The sequence below is a fragment of the Vibrio sp. 10N.247.311.14 genome, from assembly GCF_041467715.1.
GTDB lineage: Bacteria > Pseudomonadota > Gammaproteobacteria > Enterobacterales > Vibrionaceae > Vibrio > Vibrio crassostreae_C.
The window spans coordinates 187558-213216 of sequence record NZ_JBFSVE010000001.1 but is presented as its reverse complement, the minus strand read 5'-3'; the positions used below and the strand labels follow the sequence as shown (position 1 = coordinate 213216).

23 protein-coding genes and 1 pseudogene are annotated in these 25659 nt (G+C 43.7%); 17 read left to right on the top strand and 7 right to left on the bottom strand.

Annotated features, from left to right (window positions below; all coding sequences use genetic code 11):
• A pseudogene (locus AB6F11_RS00995) lies at positions 1-710 on the bottom strand (hypothetical protein); the annotation flags it as partial.
• A gap of 165 nt (positions 711-875) precedes the next feature.
• Here AB6F11_RS00995 and AB6F11_RS00990 point away from each other — a divergent pair.
• From AB6F11_RS00990 to deoD, 7 genes are all read left to right on the top strand, one after another.
• Positions 876-1031: a DUF5363 family protein gene (locus AB6F11_RS00990; RefSeq protein ID WP_240698143.1), complete on the top strand. Its 156-nt coding sequence runs from the start codon at positions 876-878 to the stop codon at positions 1029-1031.
• Entirely contained in the window at positions 1012-1824 is an 813-nt protein-coding gene (locus AB6F11_RS00985) for a TatD family hydrolase (RefSeq protein WP_102393181.1), read from the top strand. The genes AB6F11_RS00990 and AB6F11_RS00985 overlap by 20 nt, the downstream gene beginning before the upstream one ends.
• Before the next feature lie 204 nt (positions 1825-2028).
• Positions 2029-3291: a NupC/NupG family nucleoside CNT transporter gene (locus AB6F11_RS00980; RefSeq protein WP_017058833.1), complete on the top strand. Its 1263-nt coding sequence runs from the start codon at positions 2029-2031 to the stop codon at positions 3289-3291.
• Between the two features lie 520 nt (positions 3292-3811).
• Positions 3812-4588 carry a deoxyribose-phosphate aldolase gene (gene deoC / locus AB6F11_RS00975; protein ID WP_010436196.1) on the top strand — a complete coding sequence of 259 codons (777 nt, stop codon included), beginning with the start codon at positions 3812-3814 and terminating at the stop codon, positions 4586-4588.
• 223 nt (positions 4589-4811) lie between these two features.
• Positions 4812-6140, top strand: coding sequence for a thymidine phosphorylase (deoA, locus tag AB6F11_RS00970; RefSeq protein ID WP_017063283.1), 1329 nt, complete (start codon positions 4812-4814; stop codon positions 6138-6140).
• Between the two features lie 76 nt (positions 6141-6216).
• Positions 6217-7437: a phosphopentomutase gene (locus AB6F11_RS00965; protein WP_017068223.1), complete on the top strand. Its 1221-nt coding sequence runs from the start codon at positions 6217-6219 to the stop codon at positions 7435-7437.
• A 65-nt stretch (positions 7438-7502) separates the two neighbouring features.
• Positions 7503-8222 carry a purine-nucleoside phosphorylase gene (gene deoD / locus AB6F11_RS00960; protein ID WP_017063285.1) on the top strand — a complete coding sequence of 240 codons (720 nt, stop codon included), beginning with the start codon at positions 7503-7505 and terminating at the stop codon, positions 8220-8222.
• Positions 8223-8349: 127 nt separating this feature from the next.
• Here deoD and AB6F11_RS00955 read toward each other — a convergent pair whose 3' ends face one another.
• Positions 8350-8961 (bottom strand): YtjB family periplasmic protein, encoded by a 612-nt coding sequence (locus AB6F11_RS00955; protein WP_076655999.1) that lies wholly within the window; start codon positions 8959-8961, stop codon positions 8350-8352.
• A 109-nt stretch (positions 8962-9070) separates the two neighbouring features.
• Between AB6F11_RS00955 and serB the strand changes: the two genes are divergently transcribed.
• Entirely contained in the window at positions 9071-10051 is a 981-nt protein-coding gene (serB, locus tag AB6F11_RS00950; protein ID WP_102393182.1) for a phosphoserine phosphatase, read from the top strand.
• Positions 10052-10173: 122 nt separating this feature from the next.
• Here the strand turns inward: serB and AB6F11_RS00945 are convergent, their stop codons facing one another.
• Positions 10174-12519 carry a PilZ domain-containing protein gene (locus tag AB6F11_RS00945; protein WP_017066978.1) on the bottom strand — a complete coding sequence of 782 codons (2346 nt, stop codon included), beginning with the start codon at positions 12517-12519 and terminating at the stop codon, positions 10174-10176.
• Positions 12520-12680: 161 nt separating this feature from the next.
• Between AB6F11_RS00945 and radA the strand changes: the two genes are divergently transcribed.
• On the top strand, positions 12681-14060 hold the full coding sequence (radA, locus tag AB6F11_RS00940) for a DNA repair protein RadA (RefSeq protein ID WP_017063288.1): 1380 nt from the start codon (positions 12681-12683) through the stop codon (positions 14058-14060).
• Positions 14061-14295: 235 nt separating this feature from the next.
• On the top strand, positions 14296-16383 hold the full coding sequence (gene fusA / locus AB6F11_RS00935) for an elongation factor G (RefSeq protein WP_017058825.1): 2088 nt from the start codon (positions 14296-14298) through the stop codon (positions 16381-16383).
• 230 nt (positions 16384-16613) lie between these two features.
• Here fusA and AB6F11_RS00930 read toward each other — a convergent pair whose 3' ends face one another.
• Positions 16614-16826, bottom strand: coding sequence for a VF530 family DNA-binding protein (locus tag AB6F11_RS00930; protein WP_017106559.1), 213 nt, complete (start codon positions 16824-16826; stop codon positions 16614-16616).
• A 45-nt stretch (positions 16827-16871) separates the two neighbouring features.
• A complete protein-coding gene (locus tag AB6F11_RS00925; RefSeq protein WP_102393183.1) occupies positions 16872-17822 on the bottom strand; it encodes a LysR substrate-binding domain-containing protein in 951 nt (316 codons plus the stop codon).
• 103 nt (positions 17823-17925) lie between these two features.
• Here AB6F11_RS00925 and AB6F11_RS00920 point away from each other — a divergent pair, with 103 nt between their 5' ends.
• Complete coding sequence (locus AB6F11_RS00920; RefSeq protein ID WP_102393184.1) at positions 17926-18132, top strand: DUF1127 domain-containing protein; 207 nt, start codon at positions 17926-17928, stop codon at positions 18130-18132.
• Between the two features lie 91 nt (positions 18133-18223).
• On the opposite strand, the gene AB6F11_RS00915 is transcribed toward AB6F11_RS00920, so the two are convergent.
• Positions 18224-19912 carry an AMP-binding protein gene (locus AB6F11_RS00915; RefSeq protein ID WP_102393185.1) on the bottom strand — a complete coding sequence of 563 codons (1689 nt, stop codon included), beginning with the start codon at positions 19910-19912 and terminating at the stop codon, positions 18224-18226.
• An 83-nt stretch (positions 19913-19995) separates the two neighbouring features.
• A complete protein-coding gene (locus AB6F11_RS00910) occupies positions 19996-20739 on the bottom strand; it encodes an AraC family transcriptional regulator (protein ID WP_102393186.1) in 744 nt (247 codons plus the stop codon).
• Positions 20740-20933: 194 nt separating this feature from the next.
• Between AB6F11_RS00910 and AB6F11_RS00905 the strand changes: the two genes are divergently transcribed.
• The 6 genes from AB6F11_RS00905 to AB6F11_RS00880 all read left to right on the top strand — a co-directional run bounded on the left by AB6F11_RS00905 (position 20934) and on the right by AB6F11_RS00880 (position 25643).
• Positions 20934-21104, top strand: a complete 171-nt coding sequence (locus AB6F11_RS00905; RefSeq protein ID WP_102393187.1) for a Flp family type IVb pilin — start codon at positions 20934-20936, stop codon at positions 21102-21104.
• Between the two features lie 157 nt (positions 21105-21261).
• Positions 21262-21792: a prepilin peptidase gene (locus AB6F11_RS00900; protein ID WP_102393188.1), complete on the top strand. Its 531-nt coding sequence runs from the start codon at positions 21262-21264 to the stop codon at positions 21790-21792.
• A 37-nt stretch (positions 21793-21829) separates the two neighbouring features.
• Positions 21830-23179 carry an AAA family ATPase gene (locus AB6F11_RS00895; protein WP_102393189.1) on the top strand — a complete coding sequence of 450 codons (1350 nt, stop codon included), beginning with the start codon at positions 21830-21832 and terminating at the stop codon, positions 23177-23179.
• Positions 23172-23921, top strand: coding sequence for a Flp pilus assembly protein CpaB (gene cpaB, locus AB6F11_RS00890; protein WP_048605624.1), 750 nt, complete (start codon positions 23172-23174; stop codon positions 23919-23921). Before AB6F11_RS00895 ends, cpaB begins: the two co-directional genes overlap by 8 nt.
• An 8-nt stretch (positions 23922-23929) precedes the next feature.
• Positions 23930-25384, top strand: a complete 1455-nt coding sequence (locus AB6F11_RS00885) for a type II and III secretion system protein family protein (RefSeq protein WP_048605622.1) — start codon at positions 23930-23932, stop codon at positions 25382-25384.
• The gene (locus tag AB6F11_RS00880) at positions 25347-25643 is read left to right on the top strand and encodes a hypothetical protein (protein WP_170962338.1); all 297 of its coding nucleotides are present in this window, start codon (positions 25347-25349) and stop codon (positions 25641-25643) included. The genes AB6F11_RS00885 and AB6F11_RS00880 overlap by 38 nt, the downstream gene beginning before the upstream one ends.
• Positions 25644-25659: the final 16 nt, after the last annotated feature.

Below are 25659 nucleotides of genomic sequence, written 5' to 3'. Positions count from 1 at the left end.
ACGCGCACGGTCTCCCCGTCTACTTCAAATAAGTAGTCCATACCATCTATGCCAATAAATTCTGCGACGTAATCCATTTCACTGGTTCCAGGAGTAACTGTAGGAATACCAGGTTCGATAGGCTCTCCCGGAAATGTTGGCTCATTCATTTCTGGACGAGTAACTTGATCTACTCGGTAAAGCTCATCTCCATTGATTCCTACTATAAGTTTGCGATCGTTCACGACAATGATTGCTGTGCCATCGTTGTGAAGTGTCACATTGCTTGAATCAACATAAACCTCTTGCCCAACAAGAGTCACAATATATCCACTGTCATTATCCGCGACTTTCCATGTACCAACACTGTCCATTGAAGTAGTGACTGGAAGCTCTGGGATTGTATTACCGTTGTCAGATGAACTGGAAGATGAAGAACTACTTAACAGCCCTGCAACCAACGCAGCCGAGGCGGCACCAACTGCAGCCCAGGTACCGTTAGATTGTTTTTCGTAAGTTACATCATCGACTGTAGCTGTCGTGCCTGGAGTAGCATTGGCATATTGTTCGTTTAATTTATACTGAACAGAAGCATCGATAGCGTTCATCTGCTCGTCAATAAGTTGAAGTGTTTGTTGGTTTGCTAGTTCTACGTCAACTTGAGGTGCAGAAGCAAAAGCAGGTGCTGCTAATACGCTAGAAATTGATATGGCTAAGAGTGATACTTTCATAAAGTAGGATCTCGTTATTGAATGGAGCGTCTTGCTATCAATGCCTCCTTGGCAAGTGCGTTTATTATTCGCTGTGGTGAGATTTTCAACAATATAGCCAGCTAGTGTTGATGTATAAATCTAATTTATGCATTTGCGCTTTTTAGGTTGAGACTTGAGGTAAGTATGTTGGGTTGGATAAAAACTTGGGTTAAAAGATATGATAAGTGGTGTGAAGAGCTTGGCTTAACGCCTGAGAACAAGCGCAGTTGTGTTGCTTATCGTCGTGATCCTCAAGGGAAACAAATGGAGATTAGGGAAAATGACACAGCAAATAAGTGACTTTCCGCTGTTTGATACTCATTGCCACGCGGATTTTGAGGCGTTTGAGCAAGGTTTTACACCTGATCAAACTATTGATGGCTATCTTAAAGAAGCGAAACAAGCGCAAGTCGAGAAGTTAATCATCCCTTCTATCGGCCAACGTAACTGGAGGAAGCTCGATGAAATCGCTCAATCTCACCCCAATATTTACTATGCATTAGGCTTCCATCCTTACTTTTTAGAACCGGCCAATGACGAACAATTTTCGGAACTTAGCCAATTACTCGCTTCAAAAAACAGCCAATGTGTCGCGATAGGTGAGTGCGGGCTCGACTTTTTTGTGGACGTTGAACGAGAGAAACAAGAGCGCTTTTTCATCCAGCAAATGGAACTTGCCAAGGAGTTTGACCTGCCTTTAATCATCCATGAGAGGAAGTCTTACAACCGACTTATCGAGCTAATAAAGCAGCATAAGTTCACCTTAGGTGGTGTGATTCACGGTTTTTCTGGGAGTGAACAGCAAGCTTTGGCGTGGATCAAGCTCGGTTTCTATATTGGCGTCGGTGGAACGATAACTTACCCAAGAGCGCAAAAAACACGCACAACCATCGCAAAATTGCCCCTTGAATGTCTGGTATTGGAAACGGATGCTCCGGACATGCCCATGTATGGAAACCAAGGAAATGTTAATCATTCCAAATATTTAGTTACGATCTTAAATGAACTTTTTTTGCTTAGAAAAGAGCCAAAGCAATCGATTGCAACGCAAATTTGGCAAAATAGCCATCGCGCATTCGGTATATGTGAATAAAATCGAAGGTTTTTGTTTATCGTTTGCGTAAATTGCACTGAGCTTGTGATTTGGGTCACATTTGCGTGTGAATGGTACATGAATCTTCTACGAAAGTGTGAGGACGGCATTACTTTATTAGTGGTCGCATGAGTATAATTGCCTCCGCTTTATAGCCCCATTTTGTAACACGCCAATAAATAACTAATAAGGAAGTCATAAACTATGAGCCTGTTTATGAGCCTAGTCGGAATGGTTGCACTGATCGCAATCGCAGTACTACTATCTGACAACCGCAAAGCTATTAATCTAAGAACAGTGGGTGGCGCTTTCGCTATCCAATTCGCACTTGGTGCATTCGTACTTTACATCCCTTGGGGTCGTGATCTACTTGCAGGTTTCTCTGCTGGTGTAGCAAACGTGATCGACTACGGTAAAGACGGTACTGGTTTCCTATTCGGCAGCCTAGTTAACTTCTCAGTTGACGGTATCGGTTTCATCTTTGCTTTCCAAGTACTACCAACTCTGATTTTCTTCTCTGCACTTATCTCTGTACTTTACTACATTGGTGTTATGCAAATTGTAATCAAAGTTCTTGGTGGTGGTCTTCAGAAAGCTCTAGGTACTTCTCGCGCCGAGTCTATGTCTGCAGCAGCAAACATCTTCGTTGGTCAAACTGAAGCACCTCTAGTTGTTCGTCCATTTGTTCCTAAAATGACTAACTCTGAACTATTCGCAGTAATGTGTGGTGGTTTGGCTTCTGTAGCTGGTGGTGTACTAGCGGGTTACGCATCTATGGGTGTACCTCTAGAGTACCTTGTAGCAGCATCATTCATGGCAGCACCAGGTGGTCTACTATTCGCTAAAATCATCAAGCCTGAAACAGATACGCCAGACGACAACATCGCTGACGAAATGGACGGTGGCGATGACAAACCAGCTAACGTTATCGACGCAGCAGCAGGTGGCGCATCAGTTGGTCTACAACTAGCACTTAACGTTGGTGCAATGCTACTAGCATTCATCGGTCTAATTGCTCTAATCAACGGTATCCTAGGTGGCATCGGTGGTTGGTTCGGTATGGAAAACCTAACTCTAGAACTTCTTCTAGGTTGGATCTTCGCACCGCTAGCATTCATCATTGGTGTTCCATGGGAAGAAGCAACTATCGCTGGTTCTTTCATTGGTCAGAAGACAGTTGTTAACGAATTCGTTGCATACCTAAACTTCGTACCATACGTTGGTGAAAACGCTCAAGTTGTTGCAGCAACTGGTCAAGTGATGTCTGAGAAGACTCAAGCTATCATCGCATTCGCACTATGTGGTTTCGCAAACCTTTCTTCAATTGCGATTCTTCTAGGTGGTCTAGGTGGTATTGCACCAAGCCGTCGCCACGACATCGCACGTATGGGTGTTAAAGCGGTAATTGCTGGTACTCTATCTAACCTGATGGCAGCAACAATTGCTGGCTTCTTCCTGTCTTTCTAATTAGTTAGAAATCGATATATAGACGCCATAATAATATCGCCCCGTAGCAAGAAATTGCTGCGGGGCTTTTTTGTTTTTAGGCCTGCCGTTTTTAGTATATGCACGCGCTTATGCTTAGATTCGATGTAGGGTCTAGAATGTTTTTTTGAGATACAAACCGTTTGCGTTCTAAGGAGCACTACAATTTATTGATGGATACCTATAATGTATAAGCTAAAGGGATAGGATGTCTCTGTTGGCAAGAAAGTAACCTCGAAATCAACTCGAACGTTATTCTTCTGGGATTAAGCCAAAATTAGCGATACGCTATAGATGTTAGACACAACATGACTGATTTGTTGTGCCATAGACCAAACTGGTACTGTGCGGTGACAAGGATTGCAATTGGTAGCGAAAGTTATCAAGTCTTCAGGGAACCAAGTCCGTTCATTTGTGGCTACTGAGCATTACTAAAATATCCATCTATACTGGATGGAGGGCGAAGTAGTTAACTATTTGAATATATTGATCGGAGATAGAAATGAGCGATTTAAAAGCAGCAGCTCTACGTGCACTTAAACTTATGGACCTAACTACGCTAAATGACGACGATACTACTGAAAAAGTAGTGGCGCTTTGTCATGACGCGAAGACTGCAGTAGGCAACACCGCTGCAATCTGTATTTACCCTCGCTTTATCCCAGCAGCTAAGAAAGCGTTGCGTGAGCAAGGTACTCCAGAAGTACGCATTGCGACTGTAACTAACTTCCCTCATGGTAATGACGACATCGAAATTGCTGTTGCAGAAACAAAAGCAGCGGTAGCGTACGGCGCAGACGAAGTTGACGTAGTATTCCCATACCGTGCTCTTATTGCTGGCAACGAAGAAGTTGGCTTTGAGCTAGTTAAACAGTGTAAAGCAGCTTGTGGTGACATCACGCTTAAAGTGATCATCGAAACAGGTGAACTGAAAGAAGAAGCACTAATCAAGAAAGCTTCTCAAATCTGTATCGAAGCAGGTGCAGACTTCATCAAAACTTCAACAGGTAAAGTGCCAGTAAACGCGACTCCAGAGTACGCGCGCATGATGCTTGAAGTTATCCGTGACATGGGCGTTGCTAAAACAGTTGGTTTCAAACCAGCTGGTGGCGTACGTACTGCTGAAGATGCAGCACTATACCTAGCAATGGCTGATGAGCTACTAGGCGCTGAGTGGGCAGACAACATGCACTACCGTTTTGGTGCTTCAAGCCTACTAACTAACCTTCTTAATACATTAGAAGTGACAGACCAGACTGCTGATCCAGCAGCATACTAATTTACTCGTCATATTTGACACCGCAGCGTTGTTGACTGCGTAAGTTCCTCCTAATCACATAGAGCCTCTATGCTCATAGGAATGAACTCACTGGTCGCCTAACTGCAACGCCAAATATTTAGAGTATTGAACATAATAAGTCTGTTTGATGGAGTGGCGTCAAGCCACTCCATATTACCTCTTTTCCCTACAAACCATACTCACTAGAGTTTGGGAGGCACTAATGTATCTACCTCAAGAAATTATTCGCAGAAAACGTGACGGTGAAGTCCTAACAGCTGAAGAAATTAACTTCTTCATTCAAGGTGTGGCTAAGAACACGGTTTCTGAAGGCCAAATTGCCGCATTCGCAATGGCTATCTTTTTTAATGAAATGACGATGCCAGAACGTATCGCACTAACGTGTGCAATGCGTGATTCAGGCATGGTGATTGACTGGAGCCACATGAACTTTGATGGCCCAATCGTTGATAAACACTCTACTGGTGGTGTTGGCGACGTTACTTCTCTGATGCTTGGCCCAATGGTGGCAGCATGTGGCGGTTTCGTTCCAATGATCTCTGGTCGTGGTTTAGGCCACACTGGCGGTACGCTAGACAAGCTGGAATCTATTCCGGGTTACAACATTACACCAACCAACGATGTGTTCGGTGAAGTAACGAAAGATGCTGGCGTGGCTATCATCGGTCAAACAGGCGATCTAGCTCCTGCTGACAAGCGTGTTTACGCAACTCGTGATATCACAGCAACAGTCGATAACATCTCGCTGATCACGGCTTCAATCCTATCTAAGAAACTGGCTGCGGGCCTTGATTCTCTAGTGATGGATGTAAAAGTAGGTTCAGGCGCATTCATGCCGACTTACGAAGCATCTGAAGAGCTAGCGAAATCTATCGTTGCAGTAGCAAACGGTGCGGGTACTAAAACAACAGCAATCCTAACGGACATGAACCAAGTGCTGGCTTCTTCAGCGGGTAACGCAGTAGAAGTTCGTGAAGCGGTTCAGTTCCTAACGGGTGAATACCGTAACCCTCGCTTGTTAGAGATCACTCTAGCATCGTGTGCTGAAATGCTGGTGCTCGGTAACCTAGCTAAAGACTCAGACGAAGCGCGCGAAAAACTGATGGCAGTACTGGATAACGGTAAGGCAGCAGAGTGCTTCGGTAAAATGGTAGCGGGCCTTGGTGGTCCAGTTGATTTCGTAATGAACTACGATAACTACCTAGAAAAAGCAGACATTATTAAGCCAGTGTACGCGTTAGAAAGCGGTGTGGTATCAGCAATGGATACTCGTGCAATTGGTATGGCTGTGGTTGGTATGGGCGGCGGTCGTCGTGTAGCAACTGACAGCATTGATTACGCAGTCGGTTTTGATCACTTCATTCGCCTAGGTGAAGTAGCAAGTGAAGATAAGCCATTAGCAATGATTCATGCTCGCAACGAACAACAGTGGCAAGAAGCTGCAACTGCATTACAAAATGCAATCACTGTGGGCGGAGAATATACAGCAACGCCAGACGTTTACCGTCAGATTCGTTCTGAAGACGTGTAAATAACCGTTATCGGTATGCCTCGCGTATACCGATAAACAGAGTTCTGGTGCAAAGAGCAATAAGTTGGTGAAGAAAATGAAAAGAGCATTTATTTTAGTTTTAGATTCATTCGGTATCGGTGAAACAGCGGATGCAGACAAATTTGGTGATGTAGGTTCTGACACTATGGGCCACATCGCAGATCATTGTGACCAAGGTCTTGCAGACAATGCAGATCGTAAAGGTTCACTGACATTGCCAAACCTGTCTAAGCTAGGTCTAGCGATGGCTCACAAAGAGTCTACAGGTCGCTTTGCTCCTGGTATGGATGCAGACGCTGAGATCATTGGCGCTTACGGTCACGCTGCTGAGCTGTCTTCTGGTAAAGACACGCCATCAGGTCACTGGGAAATTGCGGGTGTTCCTGTACTGTTTGACTGGGGCTACTTCACCGACAAAGAGAACAGCTTTCCAAAAGAACTGACTGACCGCATCCTTGAGCGTGCAGGCCTGTCTGGTTTCTTAGGTAACTGCCACTCATCTGGCACGGAAATCCTAGATAACCTAGGTGAAGAGCATATGAAGACTGGCTTGCCTATCTTCTATACTTCTGCAGATTCTGTTTTCCAGATCGCTTGTCACGAAGAGACATTCGGCCTGCAAAACCTATTAGACCTTTGTCAGATTGCTCGTGAAGAGCTAGAAGACTACAACATTGGTCGTGTTATCGCTCGTCCGTTCATTGGCCCAGGTAAAGGTCAATTCGAACGTACTGGTAACCGTCGTGATCTTTCTGTTGAGCCACCTGCAGCCACCATTCTTCAGAAGTTGGTTGATGAGAAGGGCGGTAACGTTCACTCAATCGGCAAGATCTCTGATATCTACGCGGGTTGTGGCATCACTCAGAAAACCAAAGCAACAGGTATTCCTGCGCTATTTGAAGCAACCAAAGAAGCGATCAATGAAGCAGGCGACAACACTATCGTGTTCACTAACTTCGTTGATTTCGACTCAGCTTACGGCCACCGCCGTGATGTTGCTGGTTATGCAGCGGCACTTGAGTACTTCGATGGTCGCATCAATGAAATCATCGATATGATGAAAGAAGATGATGTGCTTATCCTAACGGCTGACCACGGTTGTGATCCGACATGGCCAGGTACAGACCATACTCGTGAGCACATCCCTGTGATTGTTTACGGTCAGAAGGTTCCAGCCGGTTCTTTAGGCCGTCGCGATACATTTGCTGATATCGGTCAAAGCTTAGCGTCATACTTTGGTACATCGCCAATGGGACACGGTACAAGCTTTCTATAATAGTTAACGAAGAGAGAGGGAAACTTCTCTCTTCTTTTTTTGTTTTGAGATTAAGGATATTTTCAATGGCTACTCCACATATTAATGCTGAAATGGGTGATTTCGCTGACGTAGTTTTAATGCCAGGCGATCCGCTACGTGCTAAATACATCGCTGAAACCTTCTTAGAAGAAGTGGTTCAAGTGTGCGACGTTCGCAACATGTTTGGTTACACCGGTACTTACAAAGGTCGTAAGGTTTCGGTAATGGGACACGGTATGGGCATTCCATCTTGTTCTATTTACGCGACTGAGCTTATCAAAGACTTTGGTGTGAAGAAGATCATTCGTGTGGGCAGTTGTGGTGCAGTGAGCGAAGATATCAAAGTGCGTGATGTGGTGATCGGTATGGGCGCATGTACTGACTCTAAAGTGAACCGTATTCGCTTTAAAGATCATGACTTTGCGGCTATTGCGGATTACAAAATGGTGCGCGCGGCAGAAGATGCAGCCAAAGCTCTCGGTGTCGGCGTAAAAGTCGGTAACCTGTTCTCGGCTGAGCTGTTCTACACGCCAGATCCAGAGATGTTCGAAGTAATGGACAAATACGGCATTGTTGGCGTAGAGATGGAAGCGGCTGGCATCTATGGTGTATGTGCTGAATACGGCGCAAAAGCTCTAACGATCTGTACTGTTTCTGACCACATCAAGACTGGTGAGCAAACGACATCAGATGAACGTCAAACGACTTTCAACGACATGATGGTTATCGCACTAGACTCAGTGTTGCTTGGTGACCAAGAATAATCTTGATTTGTCTTAGCTTGATAAGTTAACAGATAACAAAAAGCCCCGTTGCTGCCTGAGCGTCGGGGCTTTTTATTGGATTGCTGTATTTATTCTGAGTCTAGTATTTATTGTCAGCCTAGTGTGTTTATGAGCTTACATTTTTCAATAGTAAGTTCTCACCAGACTTAGTTGGTCTTCTGCGAATCAGCATGATGAACAACACGCCACTCACAAACCCCATCAACACCATACCGATCATGTAGCGATCACTTTTGCGGTAGTGGTGATCAGAAATCGCCGTCATCTTACCGGTTTCAAAAGTCACTCGAATAAAGCCGATGATCGTTTTCTCTGGAGAATAAATAGGTTCAACTAACTGTTGTCTGCCGATACTTGCTGTTGAAAGTGGTGTATCTAAGCCAAGAACCTCACGTACCGAGAGGGCTTTTTCGCTCGAAGCCAGTCGAATACCCTCTGCATCATAGATGGTGGTATCGAACACCAGTCGGTCTTGAGATAGCTGGTTAGTCAGATCAAGCAATCGCTCTTGGTCTTGTTGCGTGATCATCTTGCTGGCTGAAAGTGATGCCTGAGAGATAAGCAGCTTGGTAAGAGTTTCCAACTGTTTTGCTTGGATCTTCTCGTTACCTTTACTGATCACGACCGTATTTTTAATCGTTACAACGAACATGGTAGCCAACAAAATGAGGGCTAGCATTCGTAAAGCGTTACGTATTGAGAACAATGATTCATTCATGTTTCACGAAGCCTGAAATAAACAAATGTTATGATTAAGACATATTGAGACTTGCGTTTTCAAATTGCAATAGGTTAACGTTTAGCATAGTTAATTAGGAATCATACACATGGACGCTCAGAAATATCTGCCGATAAAAAGGCATACGACATTATTAACTCGACTCCCCGAGACTCGTTTCGCTTCTCAACTCGCTAAATCCAAGGCCAATTGGATTGTGTTTGGTGAGTACCTATCTCCACAATCTTTCGATGACATCGACTTTTTCACTGGCACTTACAACACCATCCTCGATACGTGGAAGGTTGGGCATTATGAAGTGGCTTTGATGTCAGGCAATCTAACGCCAGCACACGAAGAAATCCTCCAAGCGCTAAAGCTTGATTATGCTTGCCTTAGCGAGGTCCCAGACTTATCTAAGCCAGGTTTGATCGTGATGGATATGGATTCCACAGCGATTCAAATTGAATGCATCGATGAGATTGCCAAGCTAGCTGGAGTGGGAGAGTTAGTCTCTGAAATCACAGAACGAGCAATGCAAGGCGAGCTCGACTTTGAACAGAGCCTACGCCAGCGAGTAGGAGCACTGAAAGGTGCGGATGAATCGATATTAGAGCAAGTGCGTCAGTCATTGCCATTCATGCCAGACTTGGTCGGGCTGGTGAATACTCTAAATAAGCTTGGCTGGAAAACGGCGATTGCATCAGGCGGTTTTACTTACTTCTCTGACTACCTGAAAGATACCCTTGATCTAGACCATGCTCAATCAAACACGCTTGAGATCGTCAACGGTAAGTTGACGGGTGAAGTCTTAGGCGATGTTGTTTCGGCGCAGACCAAAGCGGATATCTTGGTAGAGTTGGCTGAAGAGTACGAATTGGAACTACATAATACCGTTGCCGTTGGTGATGGTGCCAATGACTTGGTGATGATGGGCTCTGCAGGTTTAGGCATTGCCTACCACGCAAAACCAAAAGTAGAGCAGCAAGCTCAAACTGCTGTTCGTTACTCAGGTTTAGGCGGTGTGCTGTGTATCTTGTCGGGTGTATTGGCTAAGCAACAGAAGATCAGCTGGCAAGCGAAACCTTAGGGGCTCTACCTAAGTGCTATTGGCGATGTATCTTATTTAGCAATAGTGGCTCAGACACAAAAAAAGCAGGCTATCAGCCTGCTTTTTCAATTTTCATGCTTAAGTTAATACGCCACTCGAGGCTAGCGTGTTAGCTCCAATCGAATCAGCACTTCATCGGTAATGTCCTCTATCTCGCCATAACCGATAAACGCCGTCACCTCATTCTCTAGCTTCTTAGCTTGATGCATACTGATGCGTGAAAGCTCTTCTAAATCCGACTGGAATAAACTCGTTAGCGGATTAAAGATAGGTGCCGTGGTGACTCGCAATACATACACATCACCTAAGTGCTGCGCTTTCTTGATGAATAAGATGCGTTCCTTTGCTGAGGCGAAGTCTTTGACCAACTTGGTGTGTACCGACTGGATTTTGTCGCCAAACTTCACTGCAGCAATGTACACGTCATGATGCTTAGGCTCCGCACCTTCAATTCTTTTTAGTGGCTCAGCCAACAGTGAGTTGGTGTGACCCTTGAAGATTGGCTCGAGTGAGAACTTTTGGTTGTGACCAAGTTTAGCAAGTAACGTTAGATGCTTATTCAGTGGGAAATTCACACCAATGATCTTACAGCGCAGCGTTGAACTTGGCTTATCAATGAATATTGGGTTACTGACCATCTTGCTCAACAAAATGTTGTGCAGTGATTCGAGTAGCGAATGTGTTGGCAGTATCTCTTGCTTCTTAATCAGCTTACTTTGGTTTTGATCGATAAGCCCATTAAGGAAAGCGATGGTACGCATTGTCTTGGCGTTCTCGGCAATAACCAACTGCACGTTGCGACCATTCGGACTCACTCGAATTACGTGGTAAGGCACTGTGCTCAGTGGCAGGTTCTTGTCATAGAGCTGCAGTTCATTGAAGTTCACTAATACCGGATCATTAATCTTGAGTACCATTGGGTGTTCAAGGCTAATGCTCAGTCCACGCTTCGAAATATCTAAGGTGTGTCCGTTCGCCGCTGCGCCATCTTGTGATGTAAGTTGCAACGGTGACTTAAATTGGTATCTCGGCTCTTTACGACGAGTCTGAGAGTCAAAGTAGATGCTTTGAATATTGCCGACGACAGTACGCGGGTGACGGAAGCGGTTCAATTCACTGCTTGGAATGCGTGGCTTTTCACTCAGAAGATAGTCCGCCGCACTTTCGTGATCGCCAATCTCTTGCAAGATTCCGCAATGCGTCAGTTGAGCTGAGCTTTGAGCCAGCGTATCCGAGTGTTTAGCTAATGCTTGTCGCTCAGTGTCTGAAAGTTCGAAAACCGAGAACTTGAACGCCTTCCAACTTTTACGTTTGCCACCGATGTGCCAGAACAGCTGTCTTTGTTCACGAGAGGCTTCAGGCAGCATCATTGAATAGAACAAGGTCTTGTTTTGGTGTTCATGGGTAAAAGAGTAGATAACGTTACTGGTTCCCTTCACTCCTGGTTTCGCCAACAGGTTCATACGTTGCTCGTTGAACAGGGTACCCAGCGCTTGTTGATTTCGTTCGTCGTGCCAATATTGCCATAATGGATGGTTGTTATCCGTCAGTAGGGCAAGCTTTAGTTCGCTGCCGCTGAAAAACAGGGGTAGGTTACAAGTATGCTTTAGATAGGTATGTTCGATTCCTCGAGTACGAGTTCGAATAATCCTATCTTGATTCTCATGGCTGGTTTTCTTACTGGTGCTATTTAAAGACTCATCGAGTAAGCGAGCCACAATATTGTTGTCGCTTACCTTGATGGTTCTTAGAAATTTGACCGCGTTGTTCTCATAAGATTCGTCGATACCCAAAACACGAAATTCAACCGCTTGGTTAACATCGTTTTCTTGGGACTTTTCGATAAGCTCTGAGAACTTAACGCTGATGATCTCGCCGAGGTTGTATCGAAAGGCGCTCGGTACTTTGAACTTTGCACCCGACGGGGAGATATCAACCGTTACACCATGTAGGCTTTGCCCTTTCGATGTGGTGATCTCGACCTGCGAGCTAATCTTGAGTCTGTTCTCTTGGCGTTTTAAGTCGTAACCTAGGTTAATAGCTTCCGCTTCGTACGGGCTATTGGCGCTAGTAATGTCGTGGTTACCTTGAGAAGATGTTTTAACAACGCTCAGAGGCTGAGTTCGCGGAGTCATTACTAACTCCCATGCGCCTTCTGTGTAACCTTTAAACTTTTTCGTACCACGTTGATATGCGTTTAAAGCGATATCATCGAGCCAGTGCTTACGGCCATCGAGAGTGAACTGACGACACTCATTATCAATACGCCCGCGTAAATCAATGCTCTTTGTACACGGAGCCATGATACGATTCAGTTCCATTTTAACGAGCAGCTTCAGAGACGGCGATTCCCCTTCTGTCATTTGAGAAAGAAGGAATTCGAAATCTTCGGCGTGGTAAGCCGGGATTAAACGTTCTGCTACAGATAGAATTTCAGATTGCTGCATACTTTTCTTGTTAGAATGGACGGTGCGTTTATTTTATCGACTAGTTTAAATCGATCTTTAAGTATAAGTGGTATGACTGCAACTTTTATTTTCATCCGTACGGTCAAATAAGTCACAAATTGACAACATCATTGTGTAATTGAGTAAATTATTGAGGTTTTATGGCGAAGGCAAAGCGAGCTTATGTGTGTAATGACTGTGGTGCCGATTTTCCACGTTGGCAGGGGCAGTGCAATGCATGTGGTGCTTGGAACACGATTACAGAAGTTAGGTTAGCCGCTTCACCTCAGGTCGCACGTAATGAACGATTGAGTGGTTATGCGGGCGGTGCAACTGAATCTTCGGTTCAAACGCTGTCAGAAATCGATCTGCAAGAAGTCCCACGTTTTAGCAGTGGCTTTAAAGAGCTAGACCGCGTACTTGGTGGTGGTGTCGTACCGGGTGCTGCGATCCTGATTGGTGGTAACCCGGGTGCCGGTAAATCAACGCTGCTATTACAAACCATGTGTCAGCTTTCTTCTCAATTACCGACTCTCTATGTAACCGGGGAAGAATCTCTGCAACAAGTCGCGATGCGTGCGTCTCGACTTGGATTGCCAAAAGAGCACCTAAAGATGCTCTCAGAAACGAACGTGGATAAGATTTGTCAGGTTGCAGAAAAAGAACAACCTAAGATCATGGTTATCGACTCGATCCAAGTTATGCACGTTGCGGATGTTCAATCTTCTCCGGGCAGTGTTGCACAGGTTCGTGAATCGGCAACCGCATTAACGCGCTACGCAAAACAGAATAACGTTGCTGTGTTCTTAGTTGGACACGTAACTAAAGACGGCACCTTAGCAGGGCCAAAAGTACTTGAGCACATTATTGACTGTTCTGTTTTATTAGATGGCGGAACCGATAGCCGTTTTAGAACGCTACGCAGCCACAAAAACCGTTTTGGTGCAGTGAATGAACTGGGTGTGTTTGCGATGACAGGCCAAGGGCTAAAAGAAGTCAGCAACCCATCCGCTATCTTCTTGTCTCGTGGTGAAGAAGAAACCTCGGGAAGTTCGGTGATGGTTGTGTGGGAAGGCACTCGTCCATTGCTTGTTGAGATCCAAGCACTGGTGGATTATTCACAGCTGGCTAACCCACGTCGCGTCGCTGTCGGCCTAGAGCAGAACAGACTTTCGTTGTTATTAGCGGTGCTGCATAAACACGGCGGCTTACAAATGGCTGACCAAGATGTGTTTGTGAATGTCGTCGGTGGTGTTAAAGTAACCGAAACCAGTGCTGATCTTGCGTTGGTGATGGCTCTACTTTCAAGTTTCAGAGATCGCGCATTGCCAAAAGATGTGGTGGTATTTGGAGAAGTAGGCCTAGCGGGTGAGATTCGACCGGTACCAAGTGGGCAAGAGCGTCTTAATGAGGCATTTAAACACGGCTTCAAGAAAGCGATTGTACCGGCGGCTAACATGCCTAAAGGTGGTATTCCTGGAATGCAGATCCACGGCGTGAAAAAATTATCAGAAGCAATTAATGCTTTTGATGAGTTGTAATTGAGCTCACTTCAGCTACTCTATACAGCAGAAATTCAGTCTAACTTAAAACGCCAATTGCGCTTTAGATTAGCACTAAACTAAACAATCATTTAGATTGTTTCTACAGATTGCCTTTTTCTATATGTTAGAAAAAGGCAAAGTTTTTTAGTCCCAAATGCATGCAAAGCTATCAGTCTTCACAGATTGTGATATACTCTGCGCGCATTTTATATCCTATTAACAGAGTAAGACAATGGCAGATTTATCGAAATACAGAAACATTGGTATTTTCGCGCACGTTGATGCGGGTAAAACAACTACCACTGAGCGTATCCTTAAGCTAACTGGTCAAATCCACAAGACTGGTGAAGTACATGATGGCGAATCAACGACTGACTTCATGGAACAGGAAGCTGAGCGCGGTATTACTATCCAATCAGCAGCTGTAAGCTGTTTTTGGAACGATCACCGTCTAAACGTTATCGATACTCCTGGACACGTTGACTTCACAGTTGAAGTATACCGTTCTCTTAAAGTTCTTGATGGCGGTATCGGTGTATTCTGTGGTTCTGGTGGTGTTGAACCTCAATCAGAAACTAACTGGCGCTACGCTAACGAATCAGAAGTATCTCGTCTGATCTTCGTTAACAAACTAGACCGTATGGGTGCAGACTTCTACAACGTTGTTGACCAAGTTAAAAACGTTCTAGGTGCAACTCCTCTAGTAATGGTTCTACCAATCGGCCGTGAAGACGAGTTCGTTGGTGTTGTAGACCTACTAAGCCGTAAAGCATACGTTTGGGATGACACTGGTCTTCCTGAAAACTACGAAATCAAAGATGTTCCAGCGGACATGGTTGATGACGTTGAGCAATACCGTGAAGAGCTAATCGAAACTGCTGTAGAGCAAGACGATGACCTAATGGAAGCTTACATGGAAGGTGAAGAGCCTTCTATTGAAGACGTTAAGCGTTGTATCCGTAAAGGTACTCGTGATATCGCATTCTTCCCAACGTTCTGTGGTTCTGCGTTCAAGAACAAAGGTATGCAACTTATCCTTGATGCTGTAGTAGATTACCTACCAGCACCAACTGAAGTTGACCCTCAGCCTCTAATGGATGAGAACGGTGAAGAAACTGGCGAACACGCTATCGTTTCTACAGATGAGACTTTCAAAGCGCTTGCATTCAAAATCATGGATGACCGCTTCGGTGCTCTAACTTTCGTTCGTATTTACTCTGGTAAACTGAACAAAGGTGACACGATTCTTAACTCATTCACTGGCAAGACTGAACGTGTTGGCCGTATGGTTGAGATGCAAGCTGATGACCGTAACGAACTAACTAGCGCACAAGCTGGTGACATCATTGCGATCGTTGGTATGAAGAACGTGCAAACTGGTCACACTCTATGTGATCCTAAGCACCAAGTAACGCTTGAGCCAATGGTATTCCCAACTCCAGTAATCTCAATCGCTGTATCTCCAAAAGATAAAGGCGGTTCTGAGAAAATGGGTATCGCTATCGGTAAAATGGTTGCAGAAGATCCATCTTTCCAAGTTGAGACTGACGAAGAGACTGGCGAAACTATCCTGAAAGGTATGGGTGAACTTCACCTAGACATCAAGGTAGATATCCTTAAGCGTACATACGGCGTTGACCTAACTGTAGGTGCTCCTCAAGTTGCTTACCGTGAAACTATCACTCAAGCAATTGAAGATAGCTACACGCACAAGAAGCAATCTGGTGGTTCTGGTCAATTCGGTAAGATCGATTACCGTATCAAACCAGGCGAAGCAGGTTCTGGCTTCAAGTTCAACTCTGTAGTTGTGGGCGGTAACGTTCCTAAAGAATTCTGGCCTGCAGTTGAGAAAGGCTTCGCATCTATGATGGAAAACGGCGTACTAGCTGGCTTCCCAACTCTAGACGTTGAAGTTGAACTTTTCGATGGTGGTTTCCACGCAGTCGATTCATCTGCTATCGCATTTGAAATCGCAGCGAAAGGCGCATTCCGTCAATCTATGCCTAAAGCTGGCGCGCAACTTCTTGAGCCAATCATGAACGTTGACGTGTTCACTCCAGACGATCACGTTGGTGATGTTATCGGTGACCTTAACCGTCGTCGTGGCATGATCAAAGATCAACAAGCTGGCGTTACTGGTGTTCGTATTAAAGCTGACGTACCTCTTTCTGAGATGTTCGGCTACATCGGTCACCTACGTACTATCACTTCTGGTCGTGGCCAATTCTCTATGGAATTCGCACAATACGCACCATGTCCAACTAACGTTGCTGACGAAGTGATTGCAAAAGTTAAAGCAGAAAAAGAAGCTGGTAAGTAATTAGCCCTTTTCTCAAGTAACTAAAAAAGCCCTGCAAGTGAAAGCTTGCGGGGCTTTTTATTGCTTGTAACATACTGCGAGAGATACGAGAGATACGAGAGATACGAGAGATACGAGAGATACGAGAGATACGAGAGATGCGAGATGCGAGATGTGATATGGTCCCTAAAAAGTAGACACAGGGGTTGTCCCGTATTTAATCAACACGGGACTGATAACGCAGGGAGAGACTAACGCTTTAAGTCGATGTAGATCTGCTCTACTTTGGTACGAGCCCAGTCGGTTTTACGCAAAAACTTTAGGCTAGATTTAATACTCGGGTCTTTTTTGAAACAGTTGATGTTGACCATGTAACTCAACTCTTCCCAACCGTAATGTTCAACCAATTCAGTCAGTAGCTTTTGAAGAGTGATACCGTGAAGTGGGTTATTTTCTTGTGTCATGAGATGTTCTCGCCATTTATTTGAGCTAAGTATACCAGTTTCGCTTTATGAATTATCAGACCATTTAAGTTCGTAATCGGTGTGGATAATCGACAATTCTTCTCTACCTGTATCACCAAACAATTTAACTTGAGCCTGCATCCATTCTTCGAATCGTTTTATCTTTTCTCGATGGAAGTAACCTGGAGGTGCACATAAAAAATAATTGTATTTAGGCTTCAGAGCGATATTACCGATTCGGACGAGTTTCTTTTCCTGCAAATAGCGATACACCAAGCTGTGCTTAACCAAGGCTACGCCCTGAACGGATAATGCACCCTCTAAAACAAAATGTGAGCCGTCAAATTGCAGTGACGAACGGCCTGCTTTCGCCCCAACAACGTCTAACCATAGATTCCAGTCCATATCAGGCCAACGGTCTTCAATTAACTCTGCTTTATGCAGATCGCTGATGTCATAGATTCCATATTTGTCTTGATAGATAGGATGGCAGACAGGGTAAACCACTTCGTCCATCAACCAACGTGATTCAATGTTTGGGTAGTTACCATGACCATATCGAACACAGACATCGACAGCCGAGTCTTCAAAGGTAACCAGTTTGTTGGTCGGTTCTATTAACATCGATAAATCTGGATGACGGTCGCGGAAGTCGCCAATTCTAGGTACTAACCAATGTTGTGCAAAAGAGGGCACGGTCGAAATCGACAATTGAGTGGGGTTGGGGTCTTGGTTTATTCGTCTTACTCCATCTTGAATATGAGCAAAGCCTTTCTTAGCTTGCAGGTAAAGCACTTCACCTTCATGAGTGAGTACTATTTTTCGGTGCTGACGAATAAACAGGTCTGCGCCTAACCATTCTTCAAGTTGGCGAATTTGTTGGCTGACTGCTGCAGCCGTGACAAATAGCTTTTCTGCTGCAAGCTTAAAACTGCCTGTTTCAGCCGCAGTATAAAAATAGTATATCCCTTGGAAAGGTGGGGTGCGCTCTCTCACATTAGTTTTCCTTAACTGAATGCCAGTATCTATCGTTTGTCGATGTTGCTCTATTGGTCGATTATTGACCATAACAAAGCGAGAGATCAACAGGAGAAAGGTTATGGATACGATCACAGCAACCGCAAATACCAACCATTCATTTTTGTCATCATTATCAATTAAGAAATTCTATTCTAAATTAGGCATGTACTTTCAAAATCGTAGAACCAGAAAGCAGCTGTCTGAGCTACCAGAGTATTTGTTGAGAGATGTAGGGATTACACAGGAACAAGTTGATAAGGAACTGAAAAAATCGTTTTGGGAGTGAGTGGGAGTGTTAGGGGAGGGACTGGCTAATCTAAGGTTGAGCGTACTTTGCTGCCAAAAAAGGAGCCATAATGGCTCCCTCACGATTTTAATTATTCTTCCCAAACCACCAATTTATCTTTCGGCCAGTTATGACCAACTTCATGGTATTTCTGCTCAAGGATATGTCGCTTGATTTTGAGAGTCGGGGTTAACACGCCATTCTCAATGCTCCATGGTTCCTTAATCATCAATACACCTTTGATCTTCTCGTGTGAACCAAGCTGCTCGTTCATTTTCTCGATAACGCGCTTTGTCGTTTTCTCATAGCGAGCTCGATCGAAATTAGGGAAGTCATGCGGTACCACAAGTAGGATTGGACCAGGTAGGCCAAGACCTATCAAACACATCATTTCTACGCGGCTGTACTCAAACAGTTTGTTTTCGATTGGTACAGGGGCAACAAACTTACCTTTAGCGGTTTTAAAGGTATCTTTCTTACGCCCACGAATCGTTAGGTAACCTTCACTATCGATATCACCGATATCACCGGTATGAAGCCAACCATCCGAGTTAAAAGACTCTTGGGTTGCAATATCATTCTTGTAGTAACCAGAGAATAAGCCTTTGCCTCGAACTAGAATCTCTTCATCTTCAGCTATTTTGAGTTCGATCCCTGGACCTGCATTACCAACCGTACCAATTTTATCGGCTCTGAATGGGTAGTTGAGCGTGCTGTAGGCGAAAGACTCTGTCATGCCCCATGCCTCGGTAATGTGCAGGCCAACACTCTCATACCATGCGAGTAGAGCGGGTGATACAGGTGCAGAACCACATCCAAGAACGCGAGCTTGGTCTAACCCTAAGCCATCAGCAAGTTTCTTCTTAATGATGTTGTTGATAAACGGAATCTTCAGTAAGAAGTTCAGTTTCTTCTGTGGCAATTTGTCTTGGATTCGCTGCTGGAACAGAGTCCATAAGCGAGGAACTGAGATAAACAGTGTAGGGCGATGCATTTTCACATCATCAATAAAGGTGTCTAAAGATTCAGGGAAAGCAGTGACTACACCACCCATTACGGACGAACCAAAGATGTACACTCGTTCTGTGATATGGGCAAGAGGCAAATAAGAAAACAGACGGTCGCCGGGTTGGATACCAATGTGATCGATTAATCTCTGAACTGACCATGTAAAGGCACCATACGTAAGCATTGCGCCTTTAGGTAACCCTGATGTACCCGATGTATAAACAAGTGACATCAGCTTATCGTCGTGATGCTGAGGGCGTTTGGTTGATGGTTCATGTGTCTCAATGAGCTGCTCGAAAGTGTGTTGGCACTTCGCTGCGCTGTCGTATGGCAGTGAAATACTCACCAAGCTCGGGTTGTCATCAAGTACTTTTTGAGTGGCTTTAGGATCGTCAAGCTTACCCGCAATCACAATTTTACATTCACTGTGTTCAATACAGTACTGAATGGTATCTGCACCTGCTGTTGGAAAGATTGGGACGCTGACAAAATCTCCTAACATCATGGCAAGATCACAGATAAACCACTCTGCACAGTTTTTTGAAACGAGAGCGACTCGATCGCCGGGTTGGGCTCCGAGTCCTTCTAATGCTGACGCCAGTTTTAGTGCTTTGTCGGCCACTTCTTTATAAGTGAACTCAACAAATTGGCGGTTAATGATTTGTTTTAAATAGACTTCATCTGGGCATTCTTCTGCCCATTTTAAAATCATGTCATTGGGTGTAGGGAGAGCTGTTGCTTTTTCTTGGCTAAACTCGTTAGGCTGAATCATTGTCTAACTCCATGTTTTTCGCTAAGTTATTTTTGTTAAAATCATGTTAAATGTACCATGATTTTTTCTTTTAGGGAGTAAAATTAGCGTTTTCTGTTATCCGTGCAGGCACGTCTGTAACTTGCGGGTGTTACTCCAGTCCTTTTCTTAAAGATTCTTGAAAAATACGACACATCCTTGTATCCACATTGGTAAGAAATAACAGCTATTTTTGATTCGGTATCGGCTTCGATTAACTTTTTGGCTAACAGGATTCGTTTATCACATACAAAGTCTCTAAAGCTTACCCCAAAGTGTAGATGAAACTTTTTAGAAAAGTAGGTTGTTGAACAATGGCACTTTTCTGCGATCTCTGTTTCTTTGATTTCTTTGTTGATGTTGTCCATAACAAAGTTAACGACTTCAGAGGTAAATAACTTTGCAGGTAGTTGATTATTGTTGTTCGTATCTCGGTCGAGATCAAAGTGAGGCTCGAAGATATGTTGCGTTTTACGCTGTAGTTCTTCGAATGTACTGGTCAGATGTTTACTGTTTGTTTCGATAATAAAAAATATATTCTTATGATTTCGAACGATATTAGGTAACGGGTCCGAGCAAATAATGACTATTCTTTTATTTAGATTCTCGCAAATAGCTAAAGCCATTGTAAGTAGTTGAAGTTTATCTGGCTTATTCAATATAAAAAACACTAACCTTACATCTAAGTTGCTGATTATAGATATATCTTGTCCAAAGTTTTCAATAGGAAAGTAGTGGCTTATTTTATTGATAATAACAGCGTTAAAATCACTATCTTTATCTGATAATAAAGGTGTTACTACTTTCATATAAATACCAACTCTATTTCATATTCAAATATGAGTTTAAAAAAAGATAAATGACCATGTGTAATAGTTAGATTAGAAGTACCACAAAAAAGTGCAAGTGAATGGCAAAAAAATCCTAACCTAATATATCTCTCACCTCTAGATTTAGTTTACAGGTAAACAAAGCCTGATACGTAAATCAAGGAGAGGTTCTCATGGATAAGTTTTTGAATAATTGTAAAGAATTCATGAAAGATGAAGAAGGGTTGACTGTAATCGAGTATGTAATCGGTGCAGCATTATTGGTATTAGGTCTAACAACTGTATTCTCAGGTTTAGGAACTACACTGTCAGCCAAACTGAATTCAATTGTTAATGGTTTATGATCGGAAAGTAGTGAGGCAGCAAAGAGGGCTTACTTCGGTTTCCTATATTATCGCTGCAGCCTTACTTGTTATTGCTATAGGATTGATTTTTTCTGGGATGGCAACAGCCTTACTTAGTAAAATCCAGAGCATTTTTTCGAGTGTATGAATTAAATATATGATTAATGAGCCTTCAGTTTTTTGGGCATTGCTAATTGCAGTTTCGGTATACGATGTTGAGAAGCATCGTATACCAAACAAAATATTGATACTGTTTTTGTTTGTGTATTTTTTATCAATGTTTAACCGCAATTACACTTTTGATGCTTTCTTAATGTCCTTCGTTGGATTCGCGGTGTTTTTTTGTTTTGGATTACTCTTATATTTTGTAAGAGCTATGTCTGCAGGAGATGTGAAGCTATTAGGTATCGTGGGGATGTATCTTGGGTGGGGACAATTACTTGATGCGTCGTACTTTATCCTACTTTCTTCTGGAGTGATCGGGACTTTCTACTTGCTATATAACTTTTCCAACTCGAACAGTCTGAGTATCAAAGGCTATTTTGAAAATAAGCTGATCGTGCTTGGTGGAGTGGCACCAGTATTAGATGAAAGTGCGAGCTTGCACGCTAGGTATTCAAATAAGGTGACGATGCCTTTTGCACCCTCTGTTGTCATGGGATTGGCGATGTATAGCTACTTTACTTGAACCTGTTGTTGGTTAGCTTTGTGGAGAGGAATAATATATGGATATTATAGGGCGTACAGCTCCAACAACTTTGAAGCCTCAAATTTCAGCGCCAAGTGTACCTACATCTATTGAGATGCTGGGAGTTCCTGAAGTTGTTGTCGAAAACCTTGTCCTTAAGCACTTGTCAGCTTACCCAAAGTCGGATGTTTTAGAGCTTTCTAACTATTTGTGTGTCGTGACACATATTGTTGAAAGTGCTTTGGCCGTTTTAAGAAAAAAATCACTCATCGAAGTTTTCCAACCCGCAACAGATCTTACTCTTTCATCAGCATCTCACAGTCATGTCCGTTATTCCCTTTCTGAGAAAGGACTTGAAGAAGCTGATCTTGCCTTTAAACGTGATGCTTATTTAGGTCCCGCACCTGTTTCACTCTCTCAATATAGTGACGTGGTAAAACAGCAAGACCTCAGAGCAGAGCTAGTGACTCGGCCGCATGTCGAGGCTGCACTGGATGATGTATATGGTGTCGACAAAATGATTTCAGTGCTAGGGCCTGCAATCAACTCCGGGCGTGCCTTGTTGCTGTATGGACATGCAGGGACGGGTAAAACATTTGTCGCAAGCCGAATTGTGAATGCTTTGCACACCTCTGTATTTATTCCCTATGCAGTCTATGCATTAGGTAACATTATCAAGGTGTTCTCGGCGCAACATCACAAACCGCTGGATAGTAACGGCAGCGATCAAAGCATTTCCCTCAGAGATCAGTACGACAAGCGTTGGCTTAATTGTGAAAGGCCAAATATCCAAGTTGGGGGTGAACTGACAATGGATATGCTTGAAGTGAATCATTCAGAAAATAGTCGAGTCTGGTTAGCACCAGTTCAAATGATGGCAAACAATGGGATCTTTATCATTGATGACCTTGGTCGTCAGCCCATGCCGGTGGATGCGCTTCTTAACCGTTGGATTGTACCGATGGAGTACTCATTCGACTATTTGTCGTTGCCTAATGGTCAGCAGATAACGATGCCATTTGTATTAACTCTTGCCTTTTCTACCAATCTAAACCCCAAGAAAATAAGCGATCCTGCCTTTTTACGTCGTTTGGGTTACAAGATTGAATTCAAGCCACTTAATCAGCGAGATTATGAAGCTTTATGGATGAGCGTCGTTGCTGATAAAGAGGTAGAGCTTCAAGACGGTTTTTTTGAGCGTTTGTCTCAAATGCACACGCTTTTAAAAGTGCCACTTTTCCCATGTTTACCGAAAGATCTCGTTGGTATAAGCAAAGACATTCTTTCGTTTGAGCAACTCCCACCTGTTATCACATTCGATATTCTTTCCATGGCATGGGAAGTTTATTTTACCTCTGATGGACACGAGGAAGAGAATAATGAATAAGAGTCAAGTTTTCCTACTGTTTTTACTGTCCGTAGTATTCGGCTTAGCGGCTGTATTTTTTGCTAAGCAGTGGATGGATGATCAAGTTCAGCCAACCGTTGAAGTTGAAACGGTCGAGCGTCACCCCGTTGTTGTCGCATCACAAGAAATTGAAGCCGGAACTATTATCGAGGATCAGTTTTTAACCACCAGATTGATGGAAGTTGATTGGATTAATGAAAATAACTATTCGGATAAAGCAGAGCTGATTGGCAAGGTTGTTGCGAATACTGTCTATGCGGGAGAGGTGCTTCACAAGTTACGATTTACTGTACCAGGAGAAGGGTCAACGCTTGCAGCTCTTATCCCTGAAAATAAACGTGCGGTAACAATACGTGTTGATGATGTTATTGGTGTGGCGGGTTTCTTATTACCGGGTAACAAGGTTGATATTCTTAATACGGTTTCTTACGGAAAAAATTCTGCAGCGACTCAAACAGTATTAAAAGACATTAAGGTTTTGGCTGTCGACCAAACGGCTAAAACGAAAGAAAACAGTCCGATTATTGTACGAGCGGTAACACTTGAGATGACGCCGAAAGAGGCAGAGAAGCTTCTCACGGCTAAAAGCAAAGGCGATATTCAGCTGACTTTGAGAAACCCACATGAAGTTGAGAAAAAAGTGGTTCGTCGATATGTGCCTAGACCAAGTGTCACCATTATCAAAGGTACAGAAACATCTAATGTGCGCGTCAAGGATTGAGGTGAAATATGAGAATATTAATTGCGTGTGTTTTGAGCCTGATTTGTATTTCTACGGCCAGTGTTGCGGCGTTACAAACGGGAAAAACAGTCACGGTTCCACATCATAAATCTACGCATGTCGTGCTGTCGGGAAAAGCGGCGAAGGTTTCTCTTGGTGATCCTGAAGTTTTAGATATTGTAATTTTAAAATCAAATGAAGTGTTTTTAATTGGTAAAAAATTAGGTGCGACAAACCTAATGGCTTGGGACTCTCGAGGTCGGTTGATTGAGTCTATTAACATTGAGGTTACTCATGATCTTAATAGCCTCAAAGCTAAATTATATGAGTTCCTTCCTGATGAAACTATAGAAGTGCACAGTGCGCAGAACCGTCTATTATTGAGCGGTCAGGTCAGTAACCAACAACAAATGAATGTGGCGATGCGAATCGCAGAAACCTATTCGTCAGGGCAGGCTGCTGACGCATCAAAAGAAAGCGGAAGTGAACAAGCTGCCGCAACTGGTGTTATCAATTTGATGTCTATCGGCGGTGCCCAACAAGTCATGTTAGAGGTGACGGTTGCTGAGGTTCAAAGAAGCTTGGTAAGAAAGTTTGATGCGAACTTCCATTTCTTCCAAACCAGTGGATCTGACTTCTCTTGGGGGGCGTCTTCAGTCCCTGCCGGAGTGTTAGGTGCAACCCCTATTTTCAATATTCCTACCTCTACTGATTACGGTATTTTAGGTTCTTTCATTGATAGTAATACATTGTTTACTTTCGCATTGGACGTAGCAAAACAAAATGGTGTGGCAAAAGTCTTGGCTGAACCGAACTTAACCGCGCTAAGCGGTTCAAAGGCTGAGTTTTTAGCGGGGGGAGAATTTCCCATTCCGGTGCCTGATGAAGATGGTATTACCATTGAATATAAAGAATATGGTGTAGGTTTAAAGTTCATCCCCACGGTACTCAGTGACAAAAAAATCAACCTAAACTTAGCGGTTGATGTGAGTGAGATTGCCAATAGTAGCTCGTTAACAATTGATCCTGGTACCACCAATGCGACTTACTTTATCCCTCCTATTACCCGAAGAAGTGCATCGTCGACGCTTGAGTTAGCCGACGGTCAAACCATCGGTATTGCGGGGTTGTTGAGTGAGAATGTTAGGGACATCAGTAACAAGATGCCAGGCTTTGGCGATGTGCCGATTTTAGGTCAGCTTTTCAATAGCCAAGAGTATGTATCTGGTGAAACAGAGCTCGTTATTCTTGTTACTCCTCGACTCGCTAAACCTATTGACCGAACGAAAGTGACGTTACCAACTGATGCCTTTGTTGATCCTAATGATTTGGAATATTACTTGTTAGGCAGAAGCGCTTACATCGCTGAACCGTCTGAATCTGATTCAGAACAATCTCAAGCTTCACAGGATATATCACCGACCGATGGTGGTAGCGAAGGCTCATTTGGGCATGATTTATAAGGGGATAGATATGAATAAAATAATGATGATCTTTCTCACAATGTTATTGGTTGGCTGTGCGAACGATGCTCGTTTAGGGCACTCGGTAGCACTAGTGAAAACAGAGCAAACGTATAACCCTAATGCGACCCAAGAGAATTTACTCGAAGTACCTGATGGTACAGGGGAGCGGATGCAGACTGGTTACGACAGATATGTTGGCAGAGGTGAAAATGATCTGTCCGGAAGTAGTAGCCAGATCTTAGAAGATTTTAACTAAATCTGGAGGTACTCAT

What these genes read in the sequence shown, in the direction of transcription:
- AB6F11_RS00990 (WP_240698143.1), top strand. Translation starts at nt 876, where the DNA reads ATGTTGGGTTGGATAAAAACTTGGGTTAAAAGATATGATAAGTGGTGT.
- AB6F11_RS00985 (WP_102393181.1), top strand. Translation starts at nt 1,012, where the DNA reads ATGACACAGCAAATAAGTGACTTTCCGCTGTTTGATACTCATTGCCAC.
- AB6F11_RS00980 (WP_017058833.1), top strand. Translation starts at nt 2,029, where the DNA reads ATGAGCCTGTTTATGAGCCTAGTCGGAATGGTTGCACTGATCGCAATC.
- deoC (WP_010436196.1), top strand. Translation starts at nt 3,812, where the DNA reads ATGAGCGATTTAAAAGCAGCAGCTCTACGTGCACTTAAACTTATGGAC.
- deoA (WP_017063283.1), top strand. Translation starts at nt 4,812, where the DNA reads ATGTATCTACCTCAAGAAATTATTCGCAGAAAACGTGACGGTGAAGTC.
- AB6F11_RS00965 (WP_017068223.1), top strand. Translation starts at nt 6,217, where the DNA reads ATGAAAAGAGCATTTATTTTAGTTTTAGATTCATTCGGTATCGGTGAA.
- deoD (WP_017063285.1), top strand. Translation starts at nt 7,503, where the DNA reads ATGGCTACTCCACATATTAATGCTGAAATGGGTGATTTCGCTGACGTA.
- AB6F11_RS00955 (WP_076655999.1), bottom strand. Translation starts at nt 8,961, where the DNA reads ATGAATGAATCATTGTTCTCAATACGTAACGCTTTACGAATGCTAGCC.
- serB (WP_102393182.1), top strand. Translation starts at nt 9,071, where the DNA reads ATGGACGCTCAGAAATATCTGCCGATAAAAAGGCATACGACATTATTA.
- AB6F11_RS00945 (WP_017066978.1), bottom strand. Translation starts at nt 12,519, where the DNA reads ATGCAGCAATCTGAAATTCTATCTGTAGCAGAACGTTTAATCCCGGCT.
- radA (WP_017063288.1), top strand. Translation starts at nt 12,681, where the DNA reads ATGGCGAAGGCAAAGCGAGCTTATGTGTGTAATGACTGTGGTGCCGAT.
- fusA (WP_017058825.1), top strand. Translation starts at nt 14,296, where the DNA reads ATGGCAGATTTATCGAAATACAGAAACATTGGTATTTTCGCGCACGTT.
- AB6F11_RS00930 (WP_017106559.1), bottom strand. Translation starts at nt 16,826, where the DNA reads ATGACACAAGAAAATAACCCACTTCACGGTATCACTCTTCAAAAGCTA.
- AB6F11_RS00920 (WP_102393184.1), top strand. Translation starts at nt 17,926, where the DNA reads ATGGATACGATCACAGCAACCGCAAATACCAACCATTCATTTTTGTCA.
- AB6F11_RS00915 (WP_102393185.1), bottom strand. Translation starts at nt 19,912, where the DNA reads ATGATTCAGCCTAACGAGTTTAGCCAAGAAAAAGCAACAGCTCTCCCT.
- AB6F11_RS00910 (WP_102393186.1), bottom strand. Translation starts at nt 20,739, where the DNA reads ATGAAAGTAGTAACACCTTTATTATCAGATAAAGATAGTGATTTTAAC.
- AB6F11_RS00905 (WP_102393187.1), top strand. Translation starts at nt 20,934, where the DNA reads ATGGATAAGTTTTTGAATAATTGTAAAGAATTCATGAAAGATGAAGAA.
- AB6F11_RS00900 (WP_102393188.1), top strand. Translation starts at nt 21,262, where the DNA reads ATGATTAATGAGCCTTCAGTTTTTTGGGCATTGCTAATTGCAGTTTCG.
- AB6F11_RS00895 (WP_102393189.1), top strand. Translation starts at nt 21,830, where the DNA reads ATGGATATTATAGGGCGTACAGCTCCAACAACTTTGAAGCCTCAAATT.
- cpaB (WP_048605624.1), top strand. Translation starts at nt 23,172, where the DNA reads ATGAATAAGAGTCAAGTTTTCCTACTGTTTTTACTGTCCGTAGTATTC.
- AB6F11_RS00885 (WP_048605622.1), top strand. Translation starts at nt 23,930, where the DNA reads ATGAGAATATTAATTGCGTGTGTTTTGAGCCTGATTTGTATTTCTACG.
- AB6F11_RS00880 (WP_170962338.1), top strand. Translation starts at nt 25,347, where the DNA reads ATGGTGGTAGCGAAGGCTCATTTGGGCATGATTTATAAGGGGATAGAT.